Genomic DNA, 23,683 nt, shown 5'->3' on the forward strand with positions numbered 1-23,683 from the left:
CATGAGGTTGGCGGCCGTCAGGGTCGGCGTGTCGCGCCGTCAACTTCATGATCGCCGGGGATGAGGGCGGGTGGGTGGGTCAGCGGAACCAGGTGAGGGCCTGGCCGTGGCCTCTCGTCCAGGCGAGCGGGCGGCCGTCGAGGGCCAGCACGTTGTGGAGACCGTCTGCGGGCGGCTCGGGCAGCGCCGCGTGCGGCAGCACCGACTGGTCCTCGTTGGCTATCCAGTGGCCGGGCAGCGTCCGGACCAGCGCGGTGAAGGCGTCCCGGCGCGCCTTCGGCACCTGGTAGAGCACCGAGCTGTGGAACACCACGAGCGTCGCCCCGGCCGGAGCTTGCACCGCCAGCGCCGGCAGGTCGTCGACCAGGTCACCGCGTACCAGCAGCGGCGGATCCGCGGCGGCGACCGCCGCCGCCGCGCGCAGCCGGTCCCGGCGGTGCCGGTGTTCCGGCCAGATCAGCGCGTCCAGCCAGGCCAGGGCGGCCGGGTCGGTGACGTCGAGCGGGTTCACGTCCAGCCCGGCGCGCCACACCACCTCCGGCAGCCGCTGCGGCGGCTCGGTACCGGTCAGGTCACAGTCGAGCACCGGCTCGCCGTCGCCGATCCGCCGGTCGCCGTAGCGGTAGGCGTACCGGTCCGGGTAGAGGCACAGCCCGGCGGACGCGCCGACCTCCAGCAAGGCCAGCGGCTGCGGCAACGCGGCGAGCACCGGAAGCAGCAGCGCGCAACGGCCGGCCTCGTTCGTCTGCGTCGCCCGCACCCGCATCTGCGCCGCCACGTCCGGCCAGTGCGCCAGCACGTACGCGCGGAACGCCGCCGGGTCGTCCACCGGCCCGCCGTGCAGCCGCACCACACCGAACAGCAGGTTCGGCTGGCGCTTGGCCGGTGGCAGCGTGTCGAGCAGCGCGAGCAGCTTCCGGTCGCGCGCCACCGCCCGCGACAACCGCTCGTACGCGGGGGACACGCCGCGCGCCTCGCGCTCGGCGAACGCCAGATAGATGTCGGCCGTGCTCATCCCCCGAGCATTCCACTCGCGTACACGATGGGCTGTGACCGCGAGCACGCGTACGACGGTCAGCGCGACAGCATCCGGCGAACCCGTCCGCCCACCGCCTGCTTGACCCGCTCACGCACGGGCTGCGCGCGGAGTGCCTTGAGGTCCTGCTGCAGCGTCCGATTCTCGGCCCGCAGCCACTGCATGCGCGCCAGCAGTTCATCGGCGGTGTAGGCGGAGGCCGGCCGGACCGCCTGCGGGTAGACGGTTTGGCGGACCTGCTCGTCGAAGCGGGCGGCGCTGTCCCCGTCGGCGAACGAAAGGCCGAGGTCGTGCTTGGCGAGGAACCCGGTGATTCGCGCGAAGCGCTCCTTGTGGCCCTCATTCAGAGCCGTGTAGTCGGCTTCCTCGTAGAGTTGGGCGGCGTCGACGTCGGCCGGTACGTCGCGCATCAACCGGTGCGGGATGTCGAAGTAGCGGGCCAGTTCCAGGGTGCGCGAGTCGTGTGCGAGGAGATATCCGGGAGTGCCGGAGACCAGCGCCGTGATGGTGCCGTGGATCCGGGTGCCGAAGGCGAAGTCGAATCCGGACAGATATTCCATCCAGGGCCACGGGTCCACGAACATCCGCACCTTGTCCTCGACGAAGAGCGGGTGTGAGGTGTGGATCGGCATGTCGTCGGTCTTGCCGCTCAAATGTGGTGCGTCGCCATAGAGCAGGGTGCCGAGGGTGTACAGGCCCTGCGCCAGGTAGCGCAGGTTCGGGTAACGCTGGTGGTGGTGATGGGCGATCGGGGCCAACGCGCGGACGTATGGCGAGATGACGAACGCGAGCCGATCCTCGGTGCCCAGGGTCGCCTTCGCCTTCTCGACCCGCAAGCTGTCGCCGTGCAGGAACATCGACGGGCAGCCGATCTGCTCGACGGCGGAGAAACCCAGCGTACGCAGGTAGCTTTCGCTGATCTCGCCGCGTACGCCGATGCTGTGCGATCGGTTCAGCACCGCCCGGCAGAACGCCTTCACCGGCTCGTCGATCGGGCGCAGGTACTCCCGGTCGCCGTCCACGTCGGTCTGCACCCCGACCCCGAGCACCACCACCGGGATCTTGAGCCGCTCGATCAGCCGGGTCATCGACATCAGCCGGTTCGCGTAGTCGTGGCGAAACGCGTTCGCCAGCGGGATCACAAAGACGTCGTACTTCTCGTTGATCTCGTCGGCATCGCGCGGATCCGCCCGGAACCGCGACGGGGTGATCTCCGCCGCCGAGGTGGACAGCAGCTTGTGCGCGGCGTGGCTGAAGACCAGGTTGCCGCTGTTCTTGCCGATCCAGTCCCGCTCGTAGGTCTCCTCGGCGGTGACGACGTCGAACGGGCCCTTGCGGGCGCGCAACAGGATCCGCTGGTGCATCCGGGGTGTCCACCCTTCGTCCCGAACGCCACGGCGCCCGGCGAGGCCGAAGCGGCGCGACCGGCCGAGCACGGCCCCGTTCCGTGCAGAAGTCGATATCCTACGCCGTCTCCACGATTGATCTGCGGCCTGGTGTCGTGCTGATTCTGCACGTCAGTGCCGCAGCGACCGCCCGACCCCTACAGGATCGGGCGGTCGCTGTCCTTCAGGCGACTCAGCCCAGTTCAGCTGCAGCCGCTGGTGGAGCCGCAGCCCTCGCAGACGTAGCAGCTACCGGCGGGCCGCATCTTCGTGCCGCAGGTGAAGCAGAGCGGCGCGTCCGCGGCCTTGCCGATCACGGCCTCCAGCAGTTCGGTGCTGGAACCCACGGCCGGGGCCGGCTTGACGGCCGCGACGTCGGTCATCTCCCGGGCCGGCTGCGCGATCGGGCCGGTCTTCGGCTCCGGCGCCTCGACCGGGGCGGAGGAGGCCATCGCGGTGAGGTCCGCACCGCTCGCCTCCGCCTCCGCCTCGGCCGCGAGCTGGGCGGCCCGCTCCTTGGCGGTGAAGATGCCCAGTTCGGCGCGGCGGTCGTACGGCAGGAAGTCCAGCGCCAGGCGACGGAAGATGTAGTCCATCACCGAGGCGGCCATGCGCACGTCCGGGTCGTCGGTCATGCCGGCCGGCTCGAAGCGCATGTTGGTGAACTTGCTGACGTACGTCTCCAGCGGGACGCCGTACTGGAGACCGATGGAGATGGCCACCGAGAAGGCGTCCATCACGCCGGCCAGGGTCGAGCCCTGCTTCGACATCTTGAGGAAGACCTCGCCGAGGCCGTCGTCCGGGTAGGACGAGGCGGTGAGGTAGCCCTCCGCGCCGCCGACCGAGAACGAGATGGTCTCCGACGGGCGCTTCTTCGGCAGCCGCTTGCGTACCGGGCGGTACTCGACGACCTTCTCCACGACCTTCTCCGGCGCGGCCTGCGCGACGGCGGTCGTGTCCGCCTTGGCCTCCGGCTTCTTCGCCACCGACAGCGGCTGGCCGACCTTGCAGTTGTCCCGGTAGATCGCCAGCGCCTTCAGGCCGAGCTTCCAGCCCTCGAAGTAGATCTTCTCGACGTCCTCGACGGTGGCCTGCTCCGGCATGTTCACCGTCTTGGAGATGGCGCCGGAGATGAACGGCTGGACCGCCGCCATCATCCGTACGTGGCCCATCGGCGCGATCGAGCGCTCGCCCATGGCGCAGTCGAAGACCGGGTAGTGCTCCGGCTTCAGGCCCGGGGCGTCGATCACGTGCCCGTGCTCGGCGATGTGCTCGACGATCGCCTCGACCTGCTCCTCGGGGTAGCCGAGGCTGCGCAGGGCGCGCGGCACGGTCTGGTTGACGATCTGCATCGAGCCGCCGCCGACCAGCTTCTTGAACTTCACCAGCGCCAGGTCCGGCTCGACTCCGGTGGTGTCGCAGTCCATCATCAGGCCGATGGTGCCGGTCGGGGCGAGGACGCTGGCCTGCGAGTTGCGCCAGCCGAACTTGTCGCCCAGCTTGTTGCCGAGCGTCCACTGCTTGGTCGCCTCGCGCTGCACGGCGGTGCCCACCGTGCCGATCGGCTTGATCGCGTCGTTGGCGGCGGCGTGCTTGCGCATGACCCGCTTGTGCGGCTCGGCGTTGCGGGCGTAGCCGTCGTACGGGCCGACGATGCCGGCCAGCTCCGCGGAGCGGCGGTAGGCGGTGCCGGTCATCAGCGAGGTGATCGCGGCGGACACCTCCCGGCCCTGCTCCGAGTCGTACGGCAGGCCGGAGGCCATCAGCAGCGCGCCCAGGTTGGCGTACCCGATGCCGAGCTGCCGGTAGGCGCGGGTGGTCTCACCGATCTTCTCGGTCGGAAAGTCGGCGAAGCAGATCGAGATGTCCATCGCGGTGATGACGAACTCGACCGACTTGACGAACTTCTCCACCTCGAAGCCGCCGTCGGCGCGGAGGAACTTCATCAGGTTCAGCGAGGCCAGGTTGCACGAGGAGTTGTCCAGGTGCAGGTACTCCGAGCACGGGTTCGACGCGGTGATCCGCCCGGTCTCCGGGCAGGTGTGCCAGTCGTTGATGATGTCGTCGTACTGCAGGCCCGGGTCGGCGCACTCCCACGCGGCCTGGGAGATGGTGTGGAACAGCTCCTTGGCGTCGATCGTCTCGATCGTCTGCCCGTCGAGCCGGCCGCGCAGGTCGAAGCTGCCGCCGTTCTCCACGGCGGTCATGAACTCGTCGGAGACGCGGACCGAGTTGTTGGCGTTCTGGTACTGCACGCTGACGATGTCGGCGCCGCCCAGGTCCATGTCGAACCCGGCGTCGCGCAGCGCGCGGATCTTGTCCTCCTCGCGCGCCTTGGTCGCCACGAACTCCTCGATGTCCGGGTGGTCGACGTCGAGGATGACCATCTTCGCCGCGCGCCGGGTGGCGCCGCCGGACTTGATGGTGCCGGCGGAGGCGTCCGCGCCGCGCATGAAGCTGACCGGGCCGGAGGCGGTGCCGCCGGAGGAGAGCAGCTCCTTCGAGGAACGGATCCGGGAGAGGTTGACCCCGGCGCCGGAGCCGCCCTGGAAGATCCGCCCCTCCTCCTTGTACCAGTCGAGGATCGAGTCCATCGAGTCGTCGACGGAGAGGATGAAGCAGGCGCTGACCTGCTGCGGCGACGGCGTGCCGACGTTGAACCACACCGGCGAGTTGAAGCTGAACACCTGGTGCAGCAGCATCCAGGTCAGCTCGTGCGCGAACACCTCGGCGTCGGCCGGGGTGGCGAAGTAGCCGTACTCCTCACCGGCGGTGCGGTAGGTCTCGACCACCCGGTCGATCAGCTGCCGCAGCGACCACTCCCGCTCCGGGGTCCCGACCGCGCCCCGGAAGTACTTGGTGGTCACGATGTTCGCCGCGTTCACCGACCAGGACTCGGGGAACTCCACCCCGCGCTGCTCGAAGTTGATCGAGCCGTCCCGCCAGTTCGTCATGACGACGTCGCGGCGCTCCCAGGCGACCTCGTCGTAGGGATGCACCCCCTCGGTCGTCCAGACACGCTCGATCTTCAGCCCCGCCCCGGCCTTGTTCCGCGACTTACTGGTCGTCACGCTCGCCCCCCTCGTCGGCACGGTCACCCACCGCGCCTCGTGTACCTGTCAGAAAAACCGAAATGTCAGCTGATCGCGCCGGCGGCGTCCGCCGCACCGGCACCGGCGCCCTCCCGGGCGCGTGCGGCGGCCCGCAGCGTCTCGATCTCGCGCTCGAAGTCGGCGAGCGAGTCGAAGGACCGGTAGACGCTGGCGAACCGCATGTAGGCCACCTCGTCGAGGTCACGCAACGGGCCGAGGATGGCCAGGCCCACCTCGTGGCTGGGGATCTCGGCCGCCCCCTTGGCCCGTACGGTCTCCTCGACCTTCTGGGCCAGCAGCGCGATCGAGTCGTCGTCGACCGGCCGCCCCTGGCACGCCTTGCGCACCCCACCGATGATCTTCGTACGGCTGAACGGCTCGGTCACCCCGCTGCGCTTGACCACCGCGAGGACCGCCTCCTCGACGGTGGTGAACCGCTTGCCGCACTCCGGGCAGGACCGTCGCCGCCGGATGAGCTGGCCGTCGTCGGCCTCCCGCGAGTCGACCACCCGGGAGTCGGCGTGCCGGCAGTACGGACACCGCATTCGCCCGACCTCCTCAGTCGATCGCGGGCACAACTGCCGGCTCCCGGGCACGCGTCGACACGGCGGGGCCATCGTCCGATGACCGTCGCCGGGTGCGCGGTGCGGGAGTGCGTTCGGTAGTCGAACCCAACCTGTAGGCAACTTACGCCCGTGTGACTACTACATCTAGGGGTCGACCGTAGGCCGAACCCCAAGCGAGGTCAAGTTGCCGGGCGTGTCCGGCGCGTCATCAGGATCACGCCCGGCACGACGCCGCCGCCGAGCCCAACGGACGGCCTCCCGTGCTAGTCACGGGCAGCCGGGATAGAACACCCGTTCGAGCGGCGTACCCTTCTATCAGAACACCAGTTCGGAAATCCAGGAATTCGGCGCGACACGCCGACAGCAGGTCGTACAGATGTTTGAAAATGGCCGATCTCACCTATACGGTCAGACCACACGCACCACGAGCCGACGAGGCACCCCAGCGCCGACCAGGGAGGGACGGACGTGACCGAGGACCGGGCCAGCCGGCAGAAGAACCCGCAGCCGAACGACGGGGCGGGTCCTCCGGCGACCCGTCGCCCCCGCACCGCCCGCAGTCGCACCGCCCCCGCGGCGGTGCGTCCGGTCACCCCGGTGGTGAGCAGCTTCCCCGACCCGGCCACTGTCGACCTGACCGCCCGGCAGCGGCGGATCCTGGAGTTCATCCGTAACTGGGTCGAGCGCCACGGCTACCCGCCGAGCGTGCGCGAGATCGGCGAGGCGGTCGGGCTGGTGTCCCCGTCCAGCGTCGCCTACCAGCTCAAGGAGCTGGAGAAGAAGGGCTTCCTGCGCCGCGACCCGAACCGGCCGCGCGCCGTCGACGTCCGCGCGCCGGGCGAGGCCGACGACGAGGCGGCCCGTGCGCAGCGGCCCGCCCCGGCGTACGTGCCGATGCTGGGTCGCATCGCCGCCGGTGGGCCGATCCTGGCCGAGCAGGCCGTGGAGGACATCTTCCCCCTCCCCCGCGAGCTGGTCGGCGAAGGCGAGGTCTTCATGCTCCAGGTCAAGGGCGACTCGATGCTCGACGCGGCGATCTGTGACGGCGACTGGGTGGTCGTCCGGCAGCAGCCCAACGCCGAGGTCGGCGACATCGTGGCCGCGATGCTCGACGGTGAGGCGACGGTGAAGACCTACCGGCGCCGCGACGGGCACGTCTGGCTGATGCCGCAGAACCCGGCCTTCGACCCGATCCCCGGCGACGACGCCACCATCATGGGTCGCGTGGTGGCGGTGCTGCGCCGCATCTGACCGACAGCGACGAAGAGGGGGTGACCGGCGACCGGTCACCCCCTCTTCGCGTCGTCTCAGTAGCGGTCGCCGCGGTACTCCCGGCCGCCGGGCACCGGGCCGTACCGACCCCTGTCGTCGTAGCCGTCGTCGCGCCGCGCGCCACGCGGATCCGATCCGCGACGCGGCGGCTCGGCCCGGCCGCCCTCGCCGCGCGGTCCGCCGCCGTTGGGCTGGCCACGGTGTCCCGGGCCGCCGCCGGAGCCGCCACCCCGGCCGCCCCGGGGGGCACCACCGCCGGGGACACCGGGACCGGCCTGGTCCGCGCCGCCGTACACGCCGCCGCCCTGGCCCCCGCCGCGCCCACCGCCGGCCGGGGCGCCGCCGTAGACGCCACCACCCTGCGGACGGTCAGGACCCGGGGGACGGTCAGGACCCGGGGGACGGCCACCACCCGGAGGACGGCCACCGCCCTGTGGGCCGCCGCCCTGGGGTCGGCCGCCGTACACGCCGCCGCCCGGCTGGCCGCCGCCGTAGACACCGCCACCCTGGGGACGGTCGCCGTTCGCGGCGCCGCCGTACACGCCGCCCTGGCCACCGCCTCCGTAGACCGCGCCTCTGGGCGGGACGTCCGGCCGTTCCGCCGACGGGAAGCCGCTGTTGACCGGGAACTCGCCGCTGCGCTCGGGCTCGTCGGCGGGCGCCCGGGGCGCCGGCTTGCGCCGCGCCCGCAGGATGCCGAAGACCCCCGCGCCGACCAGGAGCGCGCCGAGCACCCCGACCGCCGCGATCAGGTACGTGATCTCGTCGAGCGAGAGCCCTGCGAGCCAGGACTGCTTGGCTGCCGGTTTGGTCGGGGCCTCGCCGCCGTTGGGAAGCGCCTCCGCGCCCTTCGTGGACGGGGTGTAGCTGAGGATGTCGATCGGGTCCGAGTCGTCGAGCGTGCCGCCGTCGGAGACGGTGACGAACGCCTTGCCGTCCGGCGTGTAGGAGATCGCCTCGCCGAACGGATCGGCGAGCGGCGTGACCCGGGGCTTGCCCGTGGTGATCGCCTTGACGATGTCGCCGCCGGTGACGTCGAACTCGAACGCGTCGGCGTACGTGCGCAGCACCACCTTGCCGCCGTCGGGTGAGCGGGCGGCGCCGGTGACCAGCACCCGGCCCGGCCCGCCGAGCTTGTTGTCGGTGCTGGTCTTCGGGAGCGTGACCTCGCCGACCTTCTTCATCGGGATCGGCTCGGGGTCGCCGCCCGCCTTCAGCTTCGCCGTCGGGGTATAGAGCTCCGCCTTGCCCGAGAGCTCCTTCGTGATCACCAACGGCATGTTGTCGTCGCCGACGAGCAGTGCCTCCGCGTCGTGCGGCTCCTTGCCCGGGTAGGTGAGCCGGTGCAGCACCGGCTGCTTCGAGCCGCTCAGCGGCATCGTCCACACCGCGACCCGCTCCCGGCGGGTCTTCTTGTCGATGTTGTCGCCGGTGTCGGCGATCCAGAGCGTCTTGCCGTCCGGCCCGAGCGCCAGGTCCTCGGTGTCGAGCGGGCCGTCACCGGAGTAACGGACCTCCTTGTCCACCTTGCACTTGGAGTCCAGATAGAAGACCCGCTTGCGGGCGGGGTCGTCCGAGCTGTCGTTCACCACGACGTACCCGCCCGCGGTGGCGACGAGCCCGGACAACTCGCGGAGGCGTCCGTCCTCGACCGTGCACTTCTTCTTGGGTGCCGCGGCCAGCACGGGGGCCGCGGCGGGTGCCGCCGGGGCCGGCCCGGCCGGCGCCACGACCGCGCCGACCAGGCCGAGCGCGAGCGTGACCGAGGAGACAACGTGCCGCATGACGCTCAGTGTCGCACGGAGCGGGTTTCCGGCGGGTGACGCCGGACGGCTCACCGCCCGGCACCCACCCGCTCGTCGCTGGTCAGCCGGTCGCCCGCCCGGTAGGGCGCGAGTTCCGCGGCCAGTCCCTCGTTGACCCGTACGTGCAGCAGCGTGCCCTCGGGCAGGTGCGCGGTGCTGAGCACCTCACCCTGCCGGTGCACCCGGGCGACCAGGTCACCCCGGTCGTACGGCAGCACGGCGCGCACCTCGACGGCCGGCCGCGGCAAGCGCCGCTCGACCGTCTCGCGCAACTCGTCGACGCCGCGCCCGCTGTGGGCGGAGACGAAGACCGCATCCGGCCACAGCCGCTTGAGCCGCAGCATCGTCTCCTCGCCGGTGGCGTCGGTCTTGTTCACCACGAGTAGTTCCGGCAGCCGGTCGGCGCCCACCTCGGCGAGCACCTCGCGGACCGCCCGGACCTGCTCCTCCGGGTCCGGGTGGGTGCCGTCGACCACGTGCACCACCAGGTCGGCGTCGGCGACCTCCTCCAGGGTGGAGCGGAACGCCTCGACGATCTGGTGCGGCAGGTGTCGGACGAACCCGACCGTGTCGGACAGCGTGTAGAGCCGCCCGTCGGACGTGGTGGCCCGGCGGGTGGTCGGGTCCAGCGTGGCGAACAGCGCGTTCTCCACCAGTACGCCCGCACCGGTCAGGCGGTTGAGCAGGCTGGACTTGCCGGCGTTCGTGTAGCCGGCGATGGCCACCGCGGGCACCGCGTTACGGGTACGCCGGGCACGCTTGGTCTGGCGTACCGTCGCCATGCTCTTGATCTCGCGGCGCAGCCGCGCGATGCGGTGGCGGATGCGCCGCCGGTCGGTCTCCAGCTTCGTCTCACCGGGACCGCGCAGGCCCACGCCGCCGCCGGCGCCACCGCCGCGGCCGCTACCGCCGGTCTGCCGGGACAGCGTCTCGCCCCAACCGCGCAGGCGCGGCAGCAGGTACTGGAGCTGGGCCAGCTCGACCTGCGCCTTGCCCTCCTTGCTCTTGGCGTGCTGGGCGAAGATGTCCAGGATCAGGGCGGTCCGGTCGACCACCTTGACCTTGGTGCGCTGCTCCAGGTTGCGCAGCTGCGACGGCGACAGCTCACCGTCGCAGATGATCGTGTCGGCGCCGGTGGACAGCACCACCGCGCCCAGGTCGTCGACCTTGCCGCGGCCGATGTACGTGGCCGGGTCGGGCCGGTGCCGGCGCTGGATCAGCCCTTCGAGCACCTGCGAGCCGGCCGTCTCGGCCAGCGCCGCCAGCTCGGTGAGGCTGTTGTCGGCGTCGGACTGGGTGCCCTCGGTCCAGACCCCCACCAGGACGACCCGCTCCAGCCGGAGCTGGCGGTATTCGACCTCGGTGATGTCGGTGAGTTCGGTGGAGAGGCCGGGGACCCGCCGCAGCGCCTGCCGCTCCGACAGCTCGTACTCGCCCGTGGTGGCGTCGAGCTCGTCGTCCTCGTAGGGATGGAAGGTCTCCTGCTCGCGCAAATCGCGTCTCCTGTCCGTTATGTGCATCGCCGAGAATTTTCGGCGCGTGACAGCAATCCTGACATGTGTCAACGCCGGGCGCACCTGTCTTATGCCCGTGACGCTACCGACCGGTAGCGGGGGCGGATGCCGGGCGACCTGGCCAGGCGAGTAGAAATGCCAGTCGAGCCGCTCAGCGCCGACGGAGGAGTTTCTCGTGGCAAACACACGACTGCCGAGTGCCGGATTCTCCATCACCATCCGGATCGCGGTACCCGCCGACGCCTCCTCCATCGGCCGGCTCACCACCGCCGCCGGCGAGGCCGGCGCCATCGTCACCGCGCTCGACGTGGTCGACTCCGACCCGACGAACGTGATCGTCGACCTCACCTGCGACACCGCCGACGCCGGCCACGCCGACCAGGTGGTCGACGCGCTCACCGCGCTCGACGGGGTCGACGTGCGCAAGGTCTCCGACCGGACGTTCCTGCTGCACCTCGGCGGCAAGATCGAGGTCACCCCGAAGATCGCGCTGCGCACCCGTGACGAGCTGTCCCGCGCGTACACCCCGGGGGTCGCCCGGGTCTGCATGGCGATCGCGGAGAACCCGGCCGACGCCCGCCGGCTCACCATCAAGCGCAACACCGTCGCCGTGGTCAGCGACGGCACCGCGGTGCTCGGCCTCGGCAACCTCGGGCCGGCCGCGTCGCTGCCGGTGATGGAGGGCAAGGCGGCCCTGTTCAAGCGCTTCGGCGGGGTGGACGCCTGGCCGGTGGTGCTCGACACCCAGGACACCGACGAGATCGTGGCGATCGTCAAGGCGATCGCGCCCGCGTACGGCGGGATCAACCTGGAGGACATCGCCGCGCCGCGCTGCTTCGAGATCGAGGCCCGACTGCGCGAGGCGCTCGACATCCCGGTCTTCCACGACGACCAGCACGGCACCGCGATCTGCGTGCTGGCCGCGCTGACGAACGCGCTGCGCGTCGTGGGCAAGCAGCTCGCGGACGTCCGGGTCGTGGTCTCCGGCGCCGGCGCCGCCGGCACCGCGATCATGAAGCTGCTGCTGCGTCAGGGCGTGGGCGACATCATCGCGTACGACCGCAGGGGCGCCCTGCACCGCGGACTGCCGGACCTCAACCCGGCGTGGCAGTGGCTGGCCGAGAACACCAACAAGGAGAACTACTCCGGCGACCTGGCCGGTGCGGTACGCGGCGCGGACGTGTTCATCGGCGTGAGCGCGCCGAACCTGCTCACCGGCGACGACGTCGCCGCGATGGCGAAGGACTCGATCGTCTTCGCGCTCGCCAACCCCGACCCGGAGGTGGACCCGCGGGAGGCGCGCAAGTACGCCGCGGTGGTCGCCACCGGCCGCTCGGACCAGCCGAACCAGATCAACAACGTGCTCGCCTTCCCCGGCGTGTTCCGCGGCATGCTCGACGCGCACGCCGAGGAGTTCACCGAGGAGATGGCGATCGCCGCCGCCCGGGCCATCGCGGACGTGGTCGGCGAGGAAAAGATCAACCCGACGGTGATCGTGCCGAGCGTCTTCGACTCCCGGGTCGCCCCGGCGGTGGCCGCGGCGGTACGGGCCGCCGCCCAGAACCCGGCCGCGACGCCGGCCCCGGCGGCCGATCCCGGTCCCGCCGACCTGCCCGAGATCGCCGCCAACGCCAGCGCCACCCCCTGACGCCGTCCCCGCGCCGCCTGGTGCGAGATCACCGGCCCCGGGGCCGGCGGGCGACGGTCAGGGGCGCAGGGCGGCGGGGGTCAGGGTGCCCGTCGCCACCAGGACCGCGGGGCCCGACAGCCAGCAGGAGTCGGCCGTCACGGTGACCGTGAGACGCCCGCCGGGCACGTCCACCGCCACCGCGCCGGTGTCCAGGCCGGCGTCGCGCAACGCCACCGCCGCCACCGCGCACGCGCCGGTGCCGCAGGAGAGCGTCTCGGCGGAGCCGCGCTCGTAGACCCGCATCAGCACGTGCCCGTCGGTGCCGGCGACCGGCTCACCCGGCGTGGTGAACTCGACGTTCACCCCGGCCGGGAACATCGAGGCGTCGACCTCGGGCGCGCGGGTGAGGTCCAGCGCGGCCAGCTCCAGCGCGGCGGGCAGCGGGCACACCAGGTGCGGGTTGCCGACGTCCACCGCGGTGCCGGGCACCGTCAGCCCGCCGAGCGTGGCGGTGGCCGTGTCGTACAGCCGGGGACGGCGCATCTCGACCGCCACGTCGGCGCCCTCGACGCGGGCCCGCACCAGACCGGCGCGGGTGGCGATGGGCAGCGTCCCGCCGGACGGGGCGGCGGCCGGCGAACGGTCCAGCAGGTAGCGGACGAACACGCGGGCCCCGTTGCCGCACATCTCGGCGAACGAGCCGTCGGAGTTCCAGTAGTCCATGAACCACTCGGCCTCGCCGGCCAGCGCGACGCCCTCGGGGTGCTTGGCGGCGCGCACCACGCGCAGCACGCCGTCGGCGCCGAGCCCGCGCCGCCTGTCGCAGAGCGCGGCGACCAGGCCGGGTGTCAGGTCGAGGGCGCCGTCCGGGTCGGGCAGGATGACGAAGTCGTTGCCGGTGCCGTGCCCCTTTGTGAACTCCACGCCCCCATCATCGCCGATGCTCGGCGACCACCCGCAGGGCAGTGTCGAGAAACCCGGGCGAGGCCGAGTCCAGCCAGGTGACGCGCGGGTCACGCCGGAACCAGGAGCGCTGCCGCCGGACGAAACGGCGGGTGGCGCGGATCGTCTCCTCGTACGCTTCGGTCTCGGTCAGCTCACCGGCCAGGAACCGCAGCACCTGCTGGTAGCCGAGCGCCCGGCTGGCCGTCCGTCCCTCGGGCAGCCCCTCGCCGACCAGCGCCCGCACCTCGTCGACCAGCCCGTCGGCCCACATCCGGTCCACCCGCAGCGCGATCCGCTCGTCCAGGCGCGCGGTGTCCAGGTCCACACCGAGCTGGACGGACGGGTAGTACGGCGTGGGCGACGGCAGCGAGGCGGTGAACGGGGCGCCGGTCAGCTCGATCACCTCCAGTGCCCGTACGATCCGGCGGCCGTTGGTGGGCAGGATGCTCGCCGCCGCGCCCGGGTCCGCCTCGGCCAGCCGCGCGTGCAGCGGCAGGGGGCCGACCGCCGCCAGTTCCGCCTCCAGCCGCTCCCGCAGCGCCGGGTCGGTGCCGGGGAACTCGAACCGCTCCAGCACCGCCCGCACGTACAGCCCCGAACCGCCCACCAGCAGCGGCACCCGCCCCCGGGCCAGGATGTCGTCGACCGCCGCGCGGGCCAGCGTCTGGTACTCGGCGACGCTGGCCGGCTCGGTCACCGGCCAGATGTCCAGCAGGTGGTGCGGCACGCCCTCGCGCTCGGCCGGTGTCAGCTTCGCGGTGCCGATGTCCATGCCCCGGTAGAGCTGCATCGAGTCGGCGTTGACCACCTCGCCGCCGAGCGCGTGCGCCAGTGCGATGCTCAGCGCCGACTTCCCGGCCGCGGTCGGCCCGACCACCGCCACGACGGTCATGACTGCTCCCAGTTCGCCACGAAGTAGGCCACGCCGTAGGGGGCACTGTGGTAGCTCAGGTCACCACGCCAGTCGCCGCCCGCCGCCTCGACGGCGCCGGCCAGCACCTGCCACGGCGCCCGCCCGGCGACCCGCAGCTGCGCCGAGAGCACCGGGTCCAGGCCGCGCAGCGCCTCCGCGTCCGCGCCGGCCAGGGCCGCGGCGACCCCCTCGTCGTACGCCTCGGCGCGCGGGTCGTCGTACCCCGGCGCGGTGACGCCCCGGCACGCGGACCCGTCACCGAGCACGAGCAGCCCGACCGGCGGGTCCTCGTCGTGGAGCAGGCCCGCGCCGAAGGCCGCGCACTCGGCCGGGGTGGCGTCGTGGGCCACCGCCCGGGCGAAGCGGGGCAGGGCGGTGCCGGAGCGGTCGAGCAGCCAGGCGCCGATGGTCAGGCTCAACGGCAGACGCACACCACCCTCGCAGTTGACCTTCCAGAGCCGCACGTGGCGGTTCAGCCCGTACGGGCGCAGCGAGCCGTGCTCGGCGGTGCTGAACCGGACGGTCTCCCACCCGCCGCCGACGAGCAGGATCGCCTCGGGTCCGGCGGCGAGCAGCCGGGCCACCGCGGCGTCGGTGGCGGCGCGCAGGTCGTCCAGCTCGGGCGCGGCGGCGCCGGCCAGCTCGGGCACGATCAACGGCGGGTGGGGGCAGACGGCGGCGGCGACCAGTGGCACGCCCCCAAACCTATCGCCGATCCCCCGGTGCGTCCCCGCGCCGATCCGGCCATCGAGGGCGTACAACACCGTATGGTCACGGTCGGCGACAGGCGCTCGACACGGACGGGGGCGGACCTGTGACAATGCCGGGAGAAAGTTTGCTGCGCCGTGGCGGCGAGCGAGGGGGGCTGTCCCCTCGACGCCGGGAGAACGAGGATGGGCACATGAGCGACTGGACTGCCTACGGACGGGTCGACGAGGACGGCACCGTCTACGTCAAGACCGCCGAGGGCGAGCGGGTGGTCGGATCCTGGCAGGCAGGTGCACCGGAGGAAGGGCTCGCCCACTTCGCCCGGCGCTACGCCGACCTGGTGACCGAGGTCGATCTGACCGAGGCCCGGCTCAACTCGGGCGCTGCTGACGCCGGCCACTCCCTGACCACCATCCGCCGGATCCGTGGGTCGCTGGCCGAGGCGCACGTGGTCGGTGACATCGACGCCCTTGCCGCCCGCCTGGACAAGCTGGCCGCCGTCGCCGAGGAGAAGGCCGGCGAGGCCAAGGCGGCCCGCGAGGCCGCCCGGGTCGAGGCGCTGGCGCGCAAGACCGCCCTGGTCGAGGAGGCCGAGAAGCTGGCCGCCGAGTCGACCGGCTGGAAGACCGCCGGTGACCGGCTCAAGGAGATCCTCGACGAGTGGAAGACCATCCGCGGCGTCGACAAGAAGACCGACGGTGAGCTGTGGAAGCGGTTCGCCGCCGCCCGGGACGGCTTCACCCGTCGCCGGGGCGCCCACTTCGCCACCCTGGACCAGCAGCGCAAGCAGGCGCAGACGGTCAAGGAGGAGCTGGTCGCCGAGGCGGAGAAGCTCAAGGACTCCAGCGACTGGGGTGTCACCGCCGGTCAGCTCAAGGACCTGATGGCCCAGTGGAAGGCCGCGCCGCGCGCCGCCAAGGAGGCCGAGCAGAAGCTCTGGGAACGGTTCCGGGCCGCGCAGGACGAGTTCTTCACCCGCCGCAGCGAGGTCTTCTCGGCCCGCGACAACGAGCAGCGCGCCAACCTGGAGCGCAAGGAGGCGCTGCTGGCCGAGGCCGAGGCGCTCGACGTCGACGGCGACCCGAAGGGCGCCCAGGCGAAGCTGCGGGAGATCCAGGCGCAGTGGCACGAGGCCGGCCGGGTGCCCCGCGAGGCCGCCGCCGGGCTGGAGCGCCGGCTGCGGGCCGTGGACGACAAGGTCCGCCAGGTGATGGACTCGGCGTGGCGGCGGACCACCAAGGAGGACAACCCGCTGCTGGCGCAGATGCGCGCCCAGGTCGCCGAGGCCGAGGACCGGCTGGCCCGGGCCCAGGCCGCCGGTGACGCCCGGCGGGTCAAGGAGGCGGAGCAGGCGCTCGCCTCGAAGCGGCAGTTCCTCCAGCTCGCCGAGCAGGCCGGCTGACGCAAGCACCCAGCGACACACACCAGGTGAGCCCCCGGCCGGGTCGGCCGGGGGCTCACCTGCGTCCGGGGCCGGGTTGACGCATCGAGGCAGGCTGATCAGAATGAGCGGCGGAGCCAGGTTCCGGCACCGGCACGAGGGCATCGACGGCTGATCTTCGCCGTCGACGATCGCCGGCGCGCATTCCCGCGAGTGGCCGTCCACGTGACCGGCCCGGCGCGCGCTGTCGCGCGTACTCGATGAGGAGCGGGCCGATCCTCCTGGTCCTGCCGCCCGCGGCGCCCATGCGGCGCGGGCATCCGAAGTGGAGCTCCCATGCACCGACGCACCGCCCTCGGCGGCGCCCTGACGGCGCTCGCCACCGCCGCGGCCGGCGTTCTCGTCGCCGCCGCCGTCTCCACCGCACCGGCCGCCGCTGCGGCCGGTGGCACCGGCACCGGCTACCTGCACACCAGCGGCAACAAGATCGTCGACAGTACGGGCGCCACCGTCCGGCTGACCGGCATCAACTGGTTCGGGATGGAGACCGACAACAAGACGTTCCACGGCCTGTGGTCGAGCAACCCGTGGCGTTCCCAGCTCGACACCATGGCCCGGCTGGGCTACAACACGCTGCGGCTCCCGTACTCGAACGACGCGCTGAAGCCCGGCGCGACCGCGACCGGCATCAACGACTTCGTCAACCCGGACCTGATCGGGCTCTCCCCGCTGCAGATCCTCGACAAGGTCATCGACTACGCGGGCAGCAAGGGGATGCGGGTCATCCTGGACCGGCACCGGCCGACGTCGGCCGGGCAGTCGCCGCTCTGGTACACCTCGACGGTCTCCGAGGCGACCTGGATCAACGACTGGAAGATGCTGGCCCAGCGGTACGCCGGCAACACCACTGTGATCGGCGCGGACCTGCACAACGAGCCGCACGCCGAGGGCACCAACCCGGCCGCCACCGGCGCCTGCTGGGGCTGCGGCGACACCGCCCGGGACTGGCGGCTGGCCGCCGAGCGGGCCGGCAACGCGGTCCTCGGCGTGCAGCCGAACTGGCTGATCTTCGTGGAGGGGGTGAGTTGCCCGAGCGGCGGCCTGTCGAACGTCTGGGACAACGACCCCAGCAACGACGAGGACTGCGGCTGGTGGGGCGGCAACCTGTCCAAGGCCGGGCAGTTCCCGGTCCGGCTGAACGTGGCCAACCGGCTGGTCTACTCGCCGCACGAGTACGCCACCTCGGTGTACCGCCAGGCGTGGTTCGACGACCCGTCGTACCCGGCGAACATGCCGGCCATCTGGGACAAGTACTGGGGCTACCTCTACAAGCAGAACATCGCGCCGATCATGATGGGCGAGTTCGGCACCACGCTCCAGGACCCCAAGGACAAGATCTGGCTGCAGAACCTGATGGCGTACACCGGCACCGGGGTGAACGGCATGTCGTTCACGTACTGGTCGTGGAACCCGAACTCCGGTGACACCGGTGGCATCGCCAACGACGACTGGACCACGATCAACCAGCCGAAGCAGGACATCCTCACGCCGTACCTGATCCCGCCGACCGGCGGTGGCGGCACCACCAGCCCGTCCCCCACCGGCACGCCGAACACCTCGCCGGCGCCCACGACCCCGCCGCCGCCCACCGGTGGCTGCACCGCGAGCTACAAGCAGATCAACTCCTGGGCGGGTGGCTTCCAGGGCGAGCTGACCGTGAAGAACACCGGCACCGCCGCGGTGAACCCGTGGTCGGCCACCTGGACCTGGCCGTCCGGGGTGACGCTGGCCAGCGGCTGGAACGCCACAGTCACGCAGTCCGGCACCACCGTGACGGCCGCCGCGCCGACCTGGGCGTCGTCGCTGGCGCCGGGCGCGTCGGTCACCGTCGGCTTCACCGCCAACGGCACCGCCGCCACGCCGGGCAGCGTGAAGCTCAACGGCACCGCCTGCTGACGGTCTCCGGTAGCGGAAGGGCCCTCTTCAACGCCGAGTGTTGAAGAGGGCCCTTCCTTACCCGAGGTCAGTGGGCGGCGCAGCCGCCGACCGGGGCGGGCGCGGCGGCCGGCGCACCGACCGTCGGCAGTCCGAGCAGCACCCCTGGGGTACGCGGGACCTGTCCCGCCTCGGCCGCGTCCCCGGCCCGGGTGCGCCGGTGCGCCGCCGGCGCACCGTCGGCGTTCAGGTGGTGCGGGGCGGCGTACGTGACGGCTGTGTGCACGATGTCGCCGGGGCGGATCCGCCCGGCCAGGTCACCGGTCGCGAAGTGCACCAGCCGGCCGTCGCGGGCCCGGCCGGACATCCGGCCGGTGCGCTCGTCCTTGCGGCCCTCGCCGACCGCCACCAGCACCTCGACGGTCTCGCCGACGAGCTTCTTGTTCTCCGCCCAGGTGATCTCCTCGACACAGGCGATCAGCCGCTCGTAGCGCTCCTGCACGACCTGCTTGGGCAGTTGCCCGTCCATCGTGGCGGCCGGTGTGCCGGGTCGCTTGGAGTACTGGAACGTGAACGCCGAGGAGAACCGGGCCTCCCGGACCACGTCGAGCGTGCGGGCGAAGTCGGCCTCGGTCTCGCCGGGGAAGCCGACGATGATGTCTGTGGTGATCGCCGCGTCCGGCATCGCCGCCCGCACCTTCTCGATGATCCCCAGGTAACGCTCCGACCGGTACGAGCGGCGCATCGCCCGCAGCACGTCGTCCGAGCCGGACTGCAACGGCATGTGCAGCGAGTGGCAGACGTTCGGCGTCTCGGCCATCGCGGCGATCACGTCGTCGGTGAAGTCCTTCGGGTGCGGGCTGGTGAACCGCACCCGCTCCAGAGCGTCGATGTCCCCGCAGGCGCGCAGCAGCTTGCCGAAGGCGTACCGGTCGCCGAACTCGACGCCGTAGGAGTTGACGTTCTGCCCGAGCAGCGTCACCTCCAGCACGCCGGAGTCGACGAGCGCGCGGACCTCGGAGAGGATGTCACCGGGGCGGCGGTCCTTCTCCTTGCCGCGCAGCGAGGGCACGATGCAGAACGTGCACGTGTTGTTGCAGCCGACGGAGATGGAGACCCATCCGGCGTACGTCGACTCGCGCCGGGTCGGCAGCGTGGAGGGAAAGACCTCCAGCGACTCCAGGATCTCGACCTCGGCCGCGGCGTTGTGCCGCGCCCGGTCCAGCAGCGCCGGCAGCGAGCCGATGTTGTGCGTGCCGAAGACGACGTCCACCCAGGGGGCCTTGCGGACGATGTCGCCGCGATCCTTCTGGGCCAGGCAGCCGCCGACGGCGATCTGCATCCCCGGGTGCTTGGCCTTCACGGGGCGCAGATGACCCAGGTTGCCGTAGAGCCGGTTGTCGGCGTTCTCCCGGACCGCGCAGGTGTTGAACACCACCACGTCGGGCTGATCGTCGGCTTCGGGGGCACGCACGTACCCGGCGTCCTCGAGGAGGCCGGAGATGCGCTCGGAGTCGTGCACGTTCATCTGGCAGCCGTACGTACGCACCTGGTAGGTGCGCGGGCTGCCCGCCGCTGCGGTAGTCATGACCCGGACAGCGTATCCGGGTGGAGTCGATCGGATCGAACGAGGAGGAGACCCCGGCGGCGCACGACGCCGCCGCGTTCGAGGCCGCGGTGGACGCCGTGGCCGCCGCCACCGCGACGCTGCTCGACCATCTCGTGGTGCGGGGACAGCAGCCGGCGGCCCAGGGCTGAGCCGGACGGCCGCGCGCTCGCCGCCGGCCGGGCACGGCGGGCCGGCGTCCACCCGGCGGCGAGCCCCGTCTGAGCGCGGCCGCGCTCAGGCGGCGGCGAGCGCCGGGGCGACCGTGTCCGGGGCCCAGCGGGAGCGGTGGCACTGCGACCAGCCCCGGCAGCGCGCGTCGGCGACCGTGCAGAGCCGGTGGTGGCTGAGCACCTCGCCGTCGTCGGTGTCGGCCACGTCGAAGTGCACCGGCCGGATCGTGCCGTCCGGCGCGACCAGCAGGTGCCGGCCGGCGTCGAGCGTGTCGTCACGCATCAGGCAGTTGCGGCCCAGCAGCCGGGCCAGCGCCGCGAGGGCGGGCAGCTCGGACAGGTTCTCGGGCACCCCGTAACAGTCGACCACCGTGCCGTACAGCCCGGGCGCCTCCCACACGTCGCAGACCACCGCGTACGCGGGGAGCCGGACCGGGTCGGCGACGGCCATGGGCATCACCACCCGGCCGAGTGCCTCGGCCAGCGCCGGGTAGACCTCCACCGGCTCGCCGCCGTCGATTCTCCAGTTCCACAGCTCGGTCATGCCGCCTCCTCGCTGCGCTCGTTCCATCGGCCTCCGGATCGGGCCTTACTGACGATGGTGGAGGGCATTTGCCCTCAGCCGGGCGCAAGTTACCGGTCTGTGACCATTCCGGGCAAAATTCCCTCCGGGCGACGTTGCCCAGAGTATCTGGAAGATGACAGTTTATCGGGTACGGTGCCGCGCCGGCGCACCGGCCACGCCGCGAGTCGAGGCTCAGCGGACCCGGATCAGGTGCTCCGAGGCCGGCAGCAGCTCACCGATCACCGTGCCGCCGGGCACCTCACCGGCGACCAGCAGCCCGCCCGAGGTCTGCGCGTCGGCAAGCAGCAGCCGCTCCCCCTCGTCGGCGCCGCCGAAGTCGGTCCACGGGACGACCCATTCCAGGTTGCGCCGGGTGCCGCCGCTGACGTACCCGTCGCGCAGCGCCTCCCGTGCGCCCGGCAGGTACGGCACCGCCGCCGCGTCGATCGCCACCGTCAGGCGGCTCGCGCGGGCCAGCTTCGAGGCGTGCCCGAGCAGGCCGAAGCCGGTCACGTCGGTGCCGCAGCGGATGCCCGCGGCGATCGCCGCGCGGGCCGCGTCCCGGTTGAGGCGGGCCATCGAATCGACCGCCTCGGGGAAGCGCTGCCCGGTCTGCTTGTGGCGGGTGTTGAGCACGCCCACCCCGAGCGGCTTGGTCAGCGACAGCGGCAGGCCGGCCCGCCCGGCGTCGAGCGTGATCAGCTCGTCCGGCCGGACCACGCCGGTCACCGCCAGGCCGTACTTCGGGCTGTCGTCGTCCACGCTGTGCCCGCCGGCCAGGTGACAGTTCGCCTCCCGGGCCACGTCCAGACCGCCGCGCAGCACCTCGCGGGCCATCTCCGGCGGCAGTACGCCGCGCGGCCAGCAGAGCAGGTTGAGCGCGACCAGCGGGATGCCGCCCATCGCGTACACGTCGGAGAGCGCGTTGGCGGCGGCGATGCGCCCCCAGTCGTAGGCGTCGTCGACCACCGGGGTGAAGAAGTCGGCGGTGCTGACCAGGCCGGTCCGCTCGTCCAGCCGGACCACCGCGGCGTCGTCGCCGTTCTCCAGGCCGACCAGCAGGTCGGCCGAGCCACCGGTGGCGCCGAGACCGGCGACCATCACCTCCAGCTCGCCGGGCGGGATCTTGCAGGCGCAGCCGCCACCGCGGGCGTAGTCGGTCAGCCGGATCGCGTCGGTCACCGCCTCATGATCTCCCGCCTGCGGCGACGGCGCCAGTCGGCCCACCCGACGGTGACGAAATTCGGACGGGCCGGTACGCCGGTGATCGGTGTTACCGCTCCGTGACCATCTGAGTTGCGTTCTGCCACGTCACCCCGCCTACAGTTGCCCAACCGGGGGTCGACCGACCCCCGAGTTCCGCCATGGACGACAGGGACGGTGGACGACGTGACGACGGGCGACCCGCTGATCGTGCTCGACGGGGTCAACAAGTGGTTCGGGCCGCTGCACGTGCTCGACGACGTGTCCCTCTCCGTCGAACGGGGCGAGGTGGTCGTGGTCATCGGCCCGTCCGGCTCCGGCAAGTCGACGCTCTGCCGCACCATCAACCGGCTGGAGCCGATCGACAAGGGCACCATCACCTTCGACGGGCAGCCGCTGCCGGCCGAGGGCAAGCCCCTGGCCAAGCTGCGCAGCGAGGTCGGCATGGTGTTCCAGTCGTTCAACCTCTTCGCGCACAAGACCATCCTGGAGAACGTCACGCTGGGGCCGGTCAAGGTCCGCAAGGAGAAGCCGGCCGCCGCCCGTGAACGCGGGCTGGCGCTGCTGGACCGCGTCGGCATCGCCAACCAGGCCGACAAGTACCCCGCGCAGCTCTCCGGCGGCCAGCAGCAGCGGGCGGCGATCGCCCGCGCGCTGGCCATGCAGCCCAAGGCGATGCTGTTCGACGAGCCGACGAGCGCCCTGGACCCGGAGATGGTCGGCGAGGTGCTGGACGTGATGACGTCGCTGGCCCGCGAGGGCATGACCATGGTCGTGGTCACCCACGAGATGGGCTTCGCCCGGCACGCGGCCAACCGGGTCATCTTCATGGCCGACGGCAAGCTGGTCGAGGACGCGCCGCCGACCGAGTTCTTCGCGAACCCGCGCAGCGAGCGGGCCAAGGACTTCCTCTCCAAAATCCTCACCCACTGAGCGCCCGTATGTGGAGCCACGACGTCGGCTCCATCGAAGAAGGAGAATGAGTATGCGTTTCAAGCGCGTGGCGGCGGTGGCCGTGATGGCCTCGCTCGCCCTGTCCGCGGCGGCCTGCGGCAAGGAGGGGGACCCCGCCCCCAGCGGCGGCGGCAACGCCAGCGGCGGTGCGCAGGGTGACAGCTGCACCAGCTCGGGTGTCACCTTCACCCCCAAGACGGACGCCGCCGTCGCCGGCAGCCCGGCCTTCGAGAAGATCAAGTCGGCCGGCAAGGTCGTCATCGGCGTCAAGTTCGACCAGCCGAACCTCGGCTACAAGGACGCCCAGGGCAAGCGCTGCGGCTTCGACATCGAGATCGCCCAGTACGTCGCCAGCACGCTCGGCGTCGACCCGGCGAAGATCGAGTACAAGGAGATCGCGTCCGCCAACCGGGAGACCGCCATCAAGGGTGGCGAGATCGACTACTACGTCGGCACGTACTCGATCACCGACAAGCGCAAGAACGACGTCTCCTTCGCCGGCCCGTACTTCGTCGCCGGCCAGGACCTGCTGGTCCGCAAGGACGAGTCGTCGATCACCGGCAAGGACACCCTCAAGGGCAAGAAGGTCTGCTCGGTCACCGGCTCCACGCCGATTCAGAAGGTCCGCGACGAGGGCCTGACCGAGGGCGAGAACATCGTCGAGTTCAAGACCTACTCCGAGTGCGTCTCGCAGCTGCTCGACAAGAAGGTCGACGCGGTGACCACCGACGACGCCATCCTCAAGGGCTACGCCGCGCAGAACCCGGACGAGCTCAAGGTCGTCGGCCAGCCGTTCAGCACCGAGAAGTACGGCATCGGCCTGCCCAAGGACGACAAGGCGCTGCGTGACTACGTGAACAACCAGATCGAGGCCGCGTTCACCGACGGCACCTGGAAGAAGGTCTACGACGGCACGCTCGGCAAGTCCGGCTCGCCGGCCACCCCGCCGCAGCTCGAGCGGTACTGACGGTCCGCACCGACGTCGGGCCGGGCGGGGAGG

At 71.8% G+C, this 23,683-nt stretch carries 19 protein-coding genes; 7 read left to right on the plus strand and 12 right to left on the minus strand.

The window, feature by feature from the left end:
* Window positions 1-79: 79 nt before the first annotated feature.
* The 4 genes from ACFYON_RS13840 to nrdR form a co-directional block, all read right to left on the minus strand.
* Window positions 80-1,015, minus strand: coding sequence for a DUF2332 domain-containing protein (locus ACFYON_RS13840; RefSeq protein ID WP_387189108.1), 936 nt, complete (start codon window positions 1,013-1,015; stop codon window positions 80-82).
* A 59-nt stretch (window positions 1,016-1,074) separates the two neighbouring features.
* Complete coding sequence (locus ACFYON_RS13845; protein ID WP_387189107.1) at window positions 1,075-2,400, minus strand: polysaccharide pyruvyl transferase family protein; 1,326 nt, start codon at window positions 2,398-2,400, stop codon at window positions 1,075-1,077.
* Window positions 2,401-2,624: 224 nt separating this feature from the next.
* Window positions 2,625-5,513 (minus strand): vitamin B12-dependent ribonucleotide reductase, encoded by a 2,889-nt coding sequence (locus ACFYON_RS13850; RefSeq protein ID WP_387189115.1) that lies wholly within the window; start codon window positions 5,511-5,513, stop codon window positions 2,625-2,627.
* Between the two features lie 44 nt (window positions 5,514-5,557).
* The gene (nrdR, locus tag ACFYON_RS13855; RefSeq protein WP_013284751.1) at window positions 5,558-6,058 is read right to left on the minus strand and encodes a transcriptional regulator NrdR; all 501 of its coding nucleotides are present in this window, start codon (window positions 6,056-6,058) and stop codon (window positions 5,558-5,560) included.
* Between the two features lie 489 nt (window positions 6,059-6,547).
* Here nrdR and lexA point away from each other — a divergent pair, with 489 nt between their 5' ends.
* A complete protein-coding gene (lexA, locus tag ACFYON_RS13860) occupies window positions 6,548-7,330 on the plus strand; it encodes a transcriptional repressor LexA (RefSeq protein ID WP_013284750.1) in 783 nt (260 codons plus the stop codon).
* A gap of 56 nt (window positions 7,331-7,386) precedes the next feature.
* On the opposite strand, the gene ACFYON_RS13865 is transcribed toward lexA, so the two are convergent.
* Window positions 7,387-9,135, minus strand: coding sequence for a hypothetical protein (locus ACFYON_RS13865; protein WP_354865505.1), 1,749 nt, complete (start codon window positions 9,133-9,135; stop codon window positions 7,387-7,389).
* A 50-nt stretch (window positions 9,136-9,185) separates the two neighbouring features.
* Window positions 9,186-10,649 (minus strand): GTPase HflX, encoded by a 1,464-nt coding sequence (gene hflX / locus ACFYON_RS13870; RefSeq protein ID WP_355094188.1) that lies wholly within the window; start codon window positions 10,647-10,649, stop codon window positions 9,186-9,188.
* A gap of 196 nt (window positions 10,650-10,845) precedes the next feature.
* On the opposite strand from hflX, the gene ACFYON_RS13875 reads away from it, so the two are divergent.
* On the plus strand, window positions 10,846-12,318 hold the full coding sequence (locus ACFYON_RS13875; protein WP_354865508.1) for an NAD-dependent malic enzyme: 1,473 nt from the start codon (window positions 10,846-10,848) through the stop codon (window positions 12,316-12,318).
* 57 nt (window positions 12,319-12,375) lie between these two features.
* On the opposite strand, the gene dapF is transcribed toward ACFYON_RS13875, so the two are convergent.
* From dapF to ACFYON_RS13890, 3 genes are read right to left on the minus strand one after another with little or no spacing between them, the layout of a single operon-like run.
* A complete protein-coding gene (gene dapF, locus ACFYON_RS13880) occupies window positions 12,376-13,224 on the minus strand; it encodes a diaminopimelate epimerase (RefSeq protein WP_354865510.1) in 849 nt (282 codons plus the stop codon).
* Between the two features lie 7 nt (window positions 13,225-13,231).
* Window positions 13,232-14,137 (minus strand): tRNA (adenosine(37)-N6)-dimethylallyltransferase MiaA, encoded by a 906-nt coding sequence (miaA, locus tag ACFYON_RS13885; RefSeq protein WP_354865512.1) that lies wholly within the window; start codon window positions 14,135-14,137, stop codon window positions 13,232-13,234.
* On the minus strand, window positions 14,134-14,853 hold the full coding sequence (locus tag ACFYON_RS13890) for a hypothetical protein (protein ID WP_354865514.1): 720 nt from the start codon (window positions 14,851-14,853) through the stop codon (window positions 14,134-14,136). The genes miaA and ACFYON_RS13890 overlap by 4 nt, the downstream gene beginning before the upstream one ends.
* A gap of 206 nt (window positions 14,854-15,059) precedes the next feature.
* On the opposite strand from ACFYON_RS13890, the gene ACFYON_RS13895 reads away from it, so the two are divergent.
* The gene (locus ACFYON_RS13895) at window positions 15,060-16,268 is read left to right on the plus strand and encodes a DUF349 domain-containing protein (RefSeq protein WP_354865516.1); all 1,209 of its coding nucleotides are present in this window, start codon (window positions 15,060-15,062) and stop codon (window positions 16,266-16,268) included.
* Between the two features lie 315 nt (window positions 16,269-16,583).
* Window positions 16,584-18,203 carry a cellulase family glycosylhydrolase gene (locus tag ACFYON_RS13900; protein WP_354865518.1) on the plus strand — a complete coding sequence of 540 codons (1,620 nt, stop codon included), beginning with the start codon at window positions 16,584-16,586 and terminating at the stop codon, window positions 18,201-18,203.
* Between the two features lie 67 nt (window positions 18,204-18,270).
* On the opposite strand, the gene miaB is transcribed toward ACFYON_RS13900, so the two are convergent.
* Window positions 18,271-19,770, minus strand: coding sequence for a tRNA (N6-isopentenyl adenosine(37)-C2)-methylthiotransferase MiaB (gene miaB / locus ACFYON_RS13905; RefSeq protein ID WP_354865520.1), 1,500 nt, complete (start codon window positions 19,768-19,770; stop codon window positions 18,271-18,273).
* A gap of 20 nt (window positions 19,771-19,790) precedes the next feature.
* Between miaB and ACFYON_RS13910 the strand changes: the two genes are divergently transcribed.
* Complete coding sequence (locus ACFYON_RS13910; protein WP_354865522.1) at window positions 19,791-19,940, plus strand: DUF2277 family protein; 150 nt, start codon at window positions 19,791-19,793, stop codon at window positions 19,938-19,940.
* 85 nt (window positions 19,941-20,025) lie between these two features.
* Here the strand turns inward: ACFYON_RS13910 and ACFYON_RS13915 are convergent, their stop codons facing one another.
* On the minus strand, window positions 20,026-20,505 hold the full coding sequence (locus ACFYON_RS13915) for a hypothetical protein (protein ID WP_354865524.1): 480 nt from the start codon (window positions 20,503-20,505) through the stop codon (window positions 20,026-20,028).
* 213 nt (window positions 20,506-20,718) lie between these two features.
* Window positions 20,719-21,708 (minus strand): selenide, water dikinase SelD, encoded by a 990-nt coding sequence (gene selD, locus ACFYON_RS13920; RefSeq protein WP_354865526.1) that lies wholly within the window; start codon window positions 21,706-21,708, stop codon window positions 20,719-20,721.
* Between the two features lie 198 nt (window positions 21,709-21,906).
* Here selD and ACFYON_RS13925 point away from each other — a divergent pair, with 198 nt between their 5' ends.
* Window positions 21,907-22,662 carry an amino acid ABC transporter ATP-binding protein gene (locus ACFYON_RS13925; RefSeq protein WP_354865528.1) on the plus strand — a complete coding sequence of 252 codons (756 nt, stop codon included), beginning with the start codon at window positions 21,907-21,909 and terminating at the stop codon, window positions 22,660-22,662.
* Window positions 22,663-22,714: 52 nt separating this feature from the next.
* Entirely contained in the window at window positions 22,715-23,650 is a 936-nt protein-coding gene (locus ACFYON_RS13930; RefSeq protein ID WP_354865530.1) for a glutamate ABC transporter substrate-binding protein, read from the plus strand.
* Window positions 23,651-23,683 lie beyond the last annotated feature (33 nt).

It is taken from the genome of Micromonospora sp. NPDC005686, assembly GCF_042871665.1.
Classification (GTDB): Bacteria; Actinomycetota; Actinomycetes; order Mycobacteriales; family Micromonosporaceae; genus Micromonospora.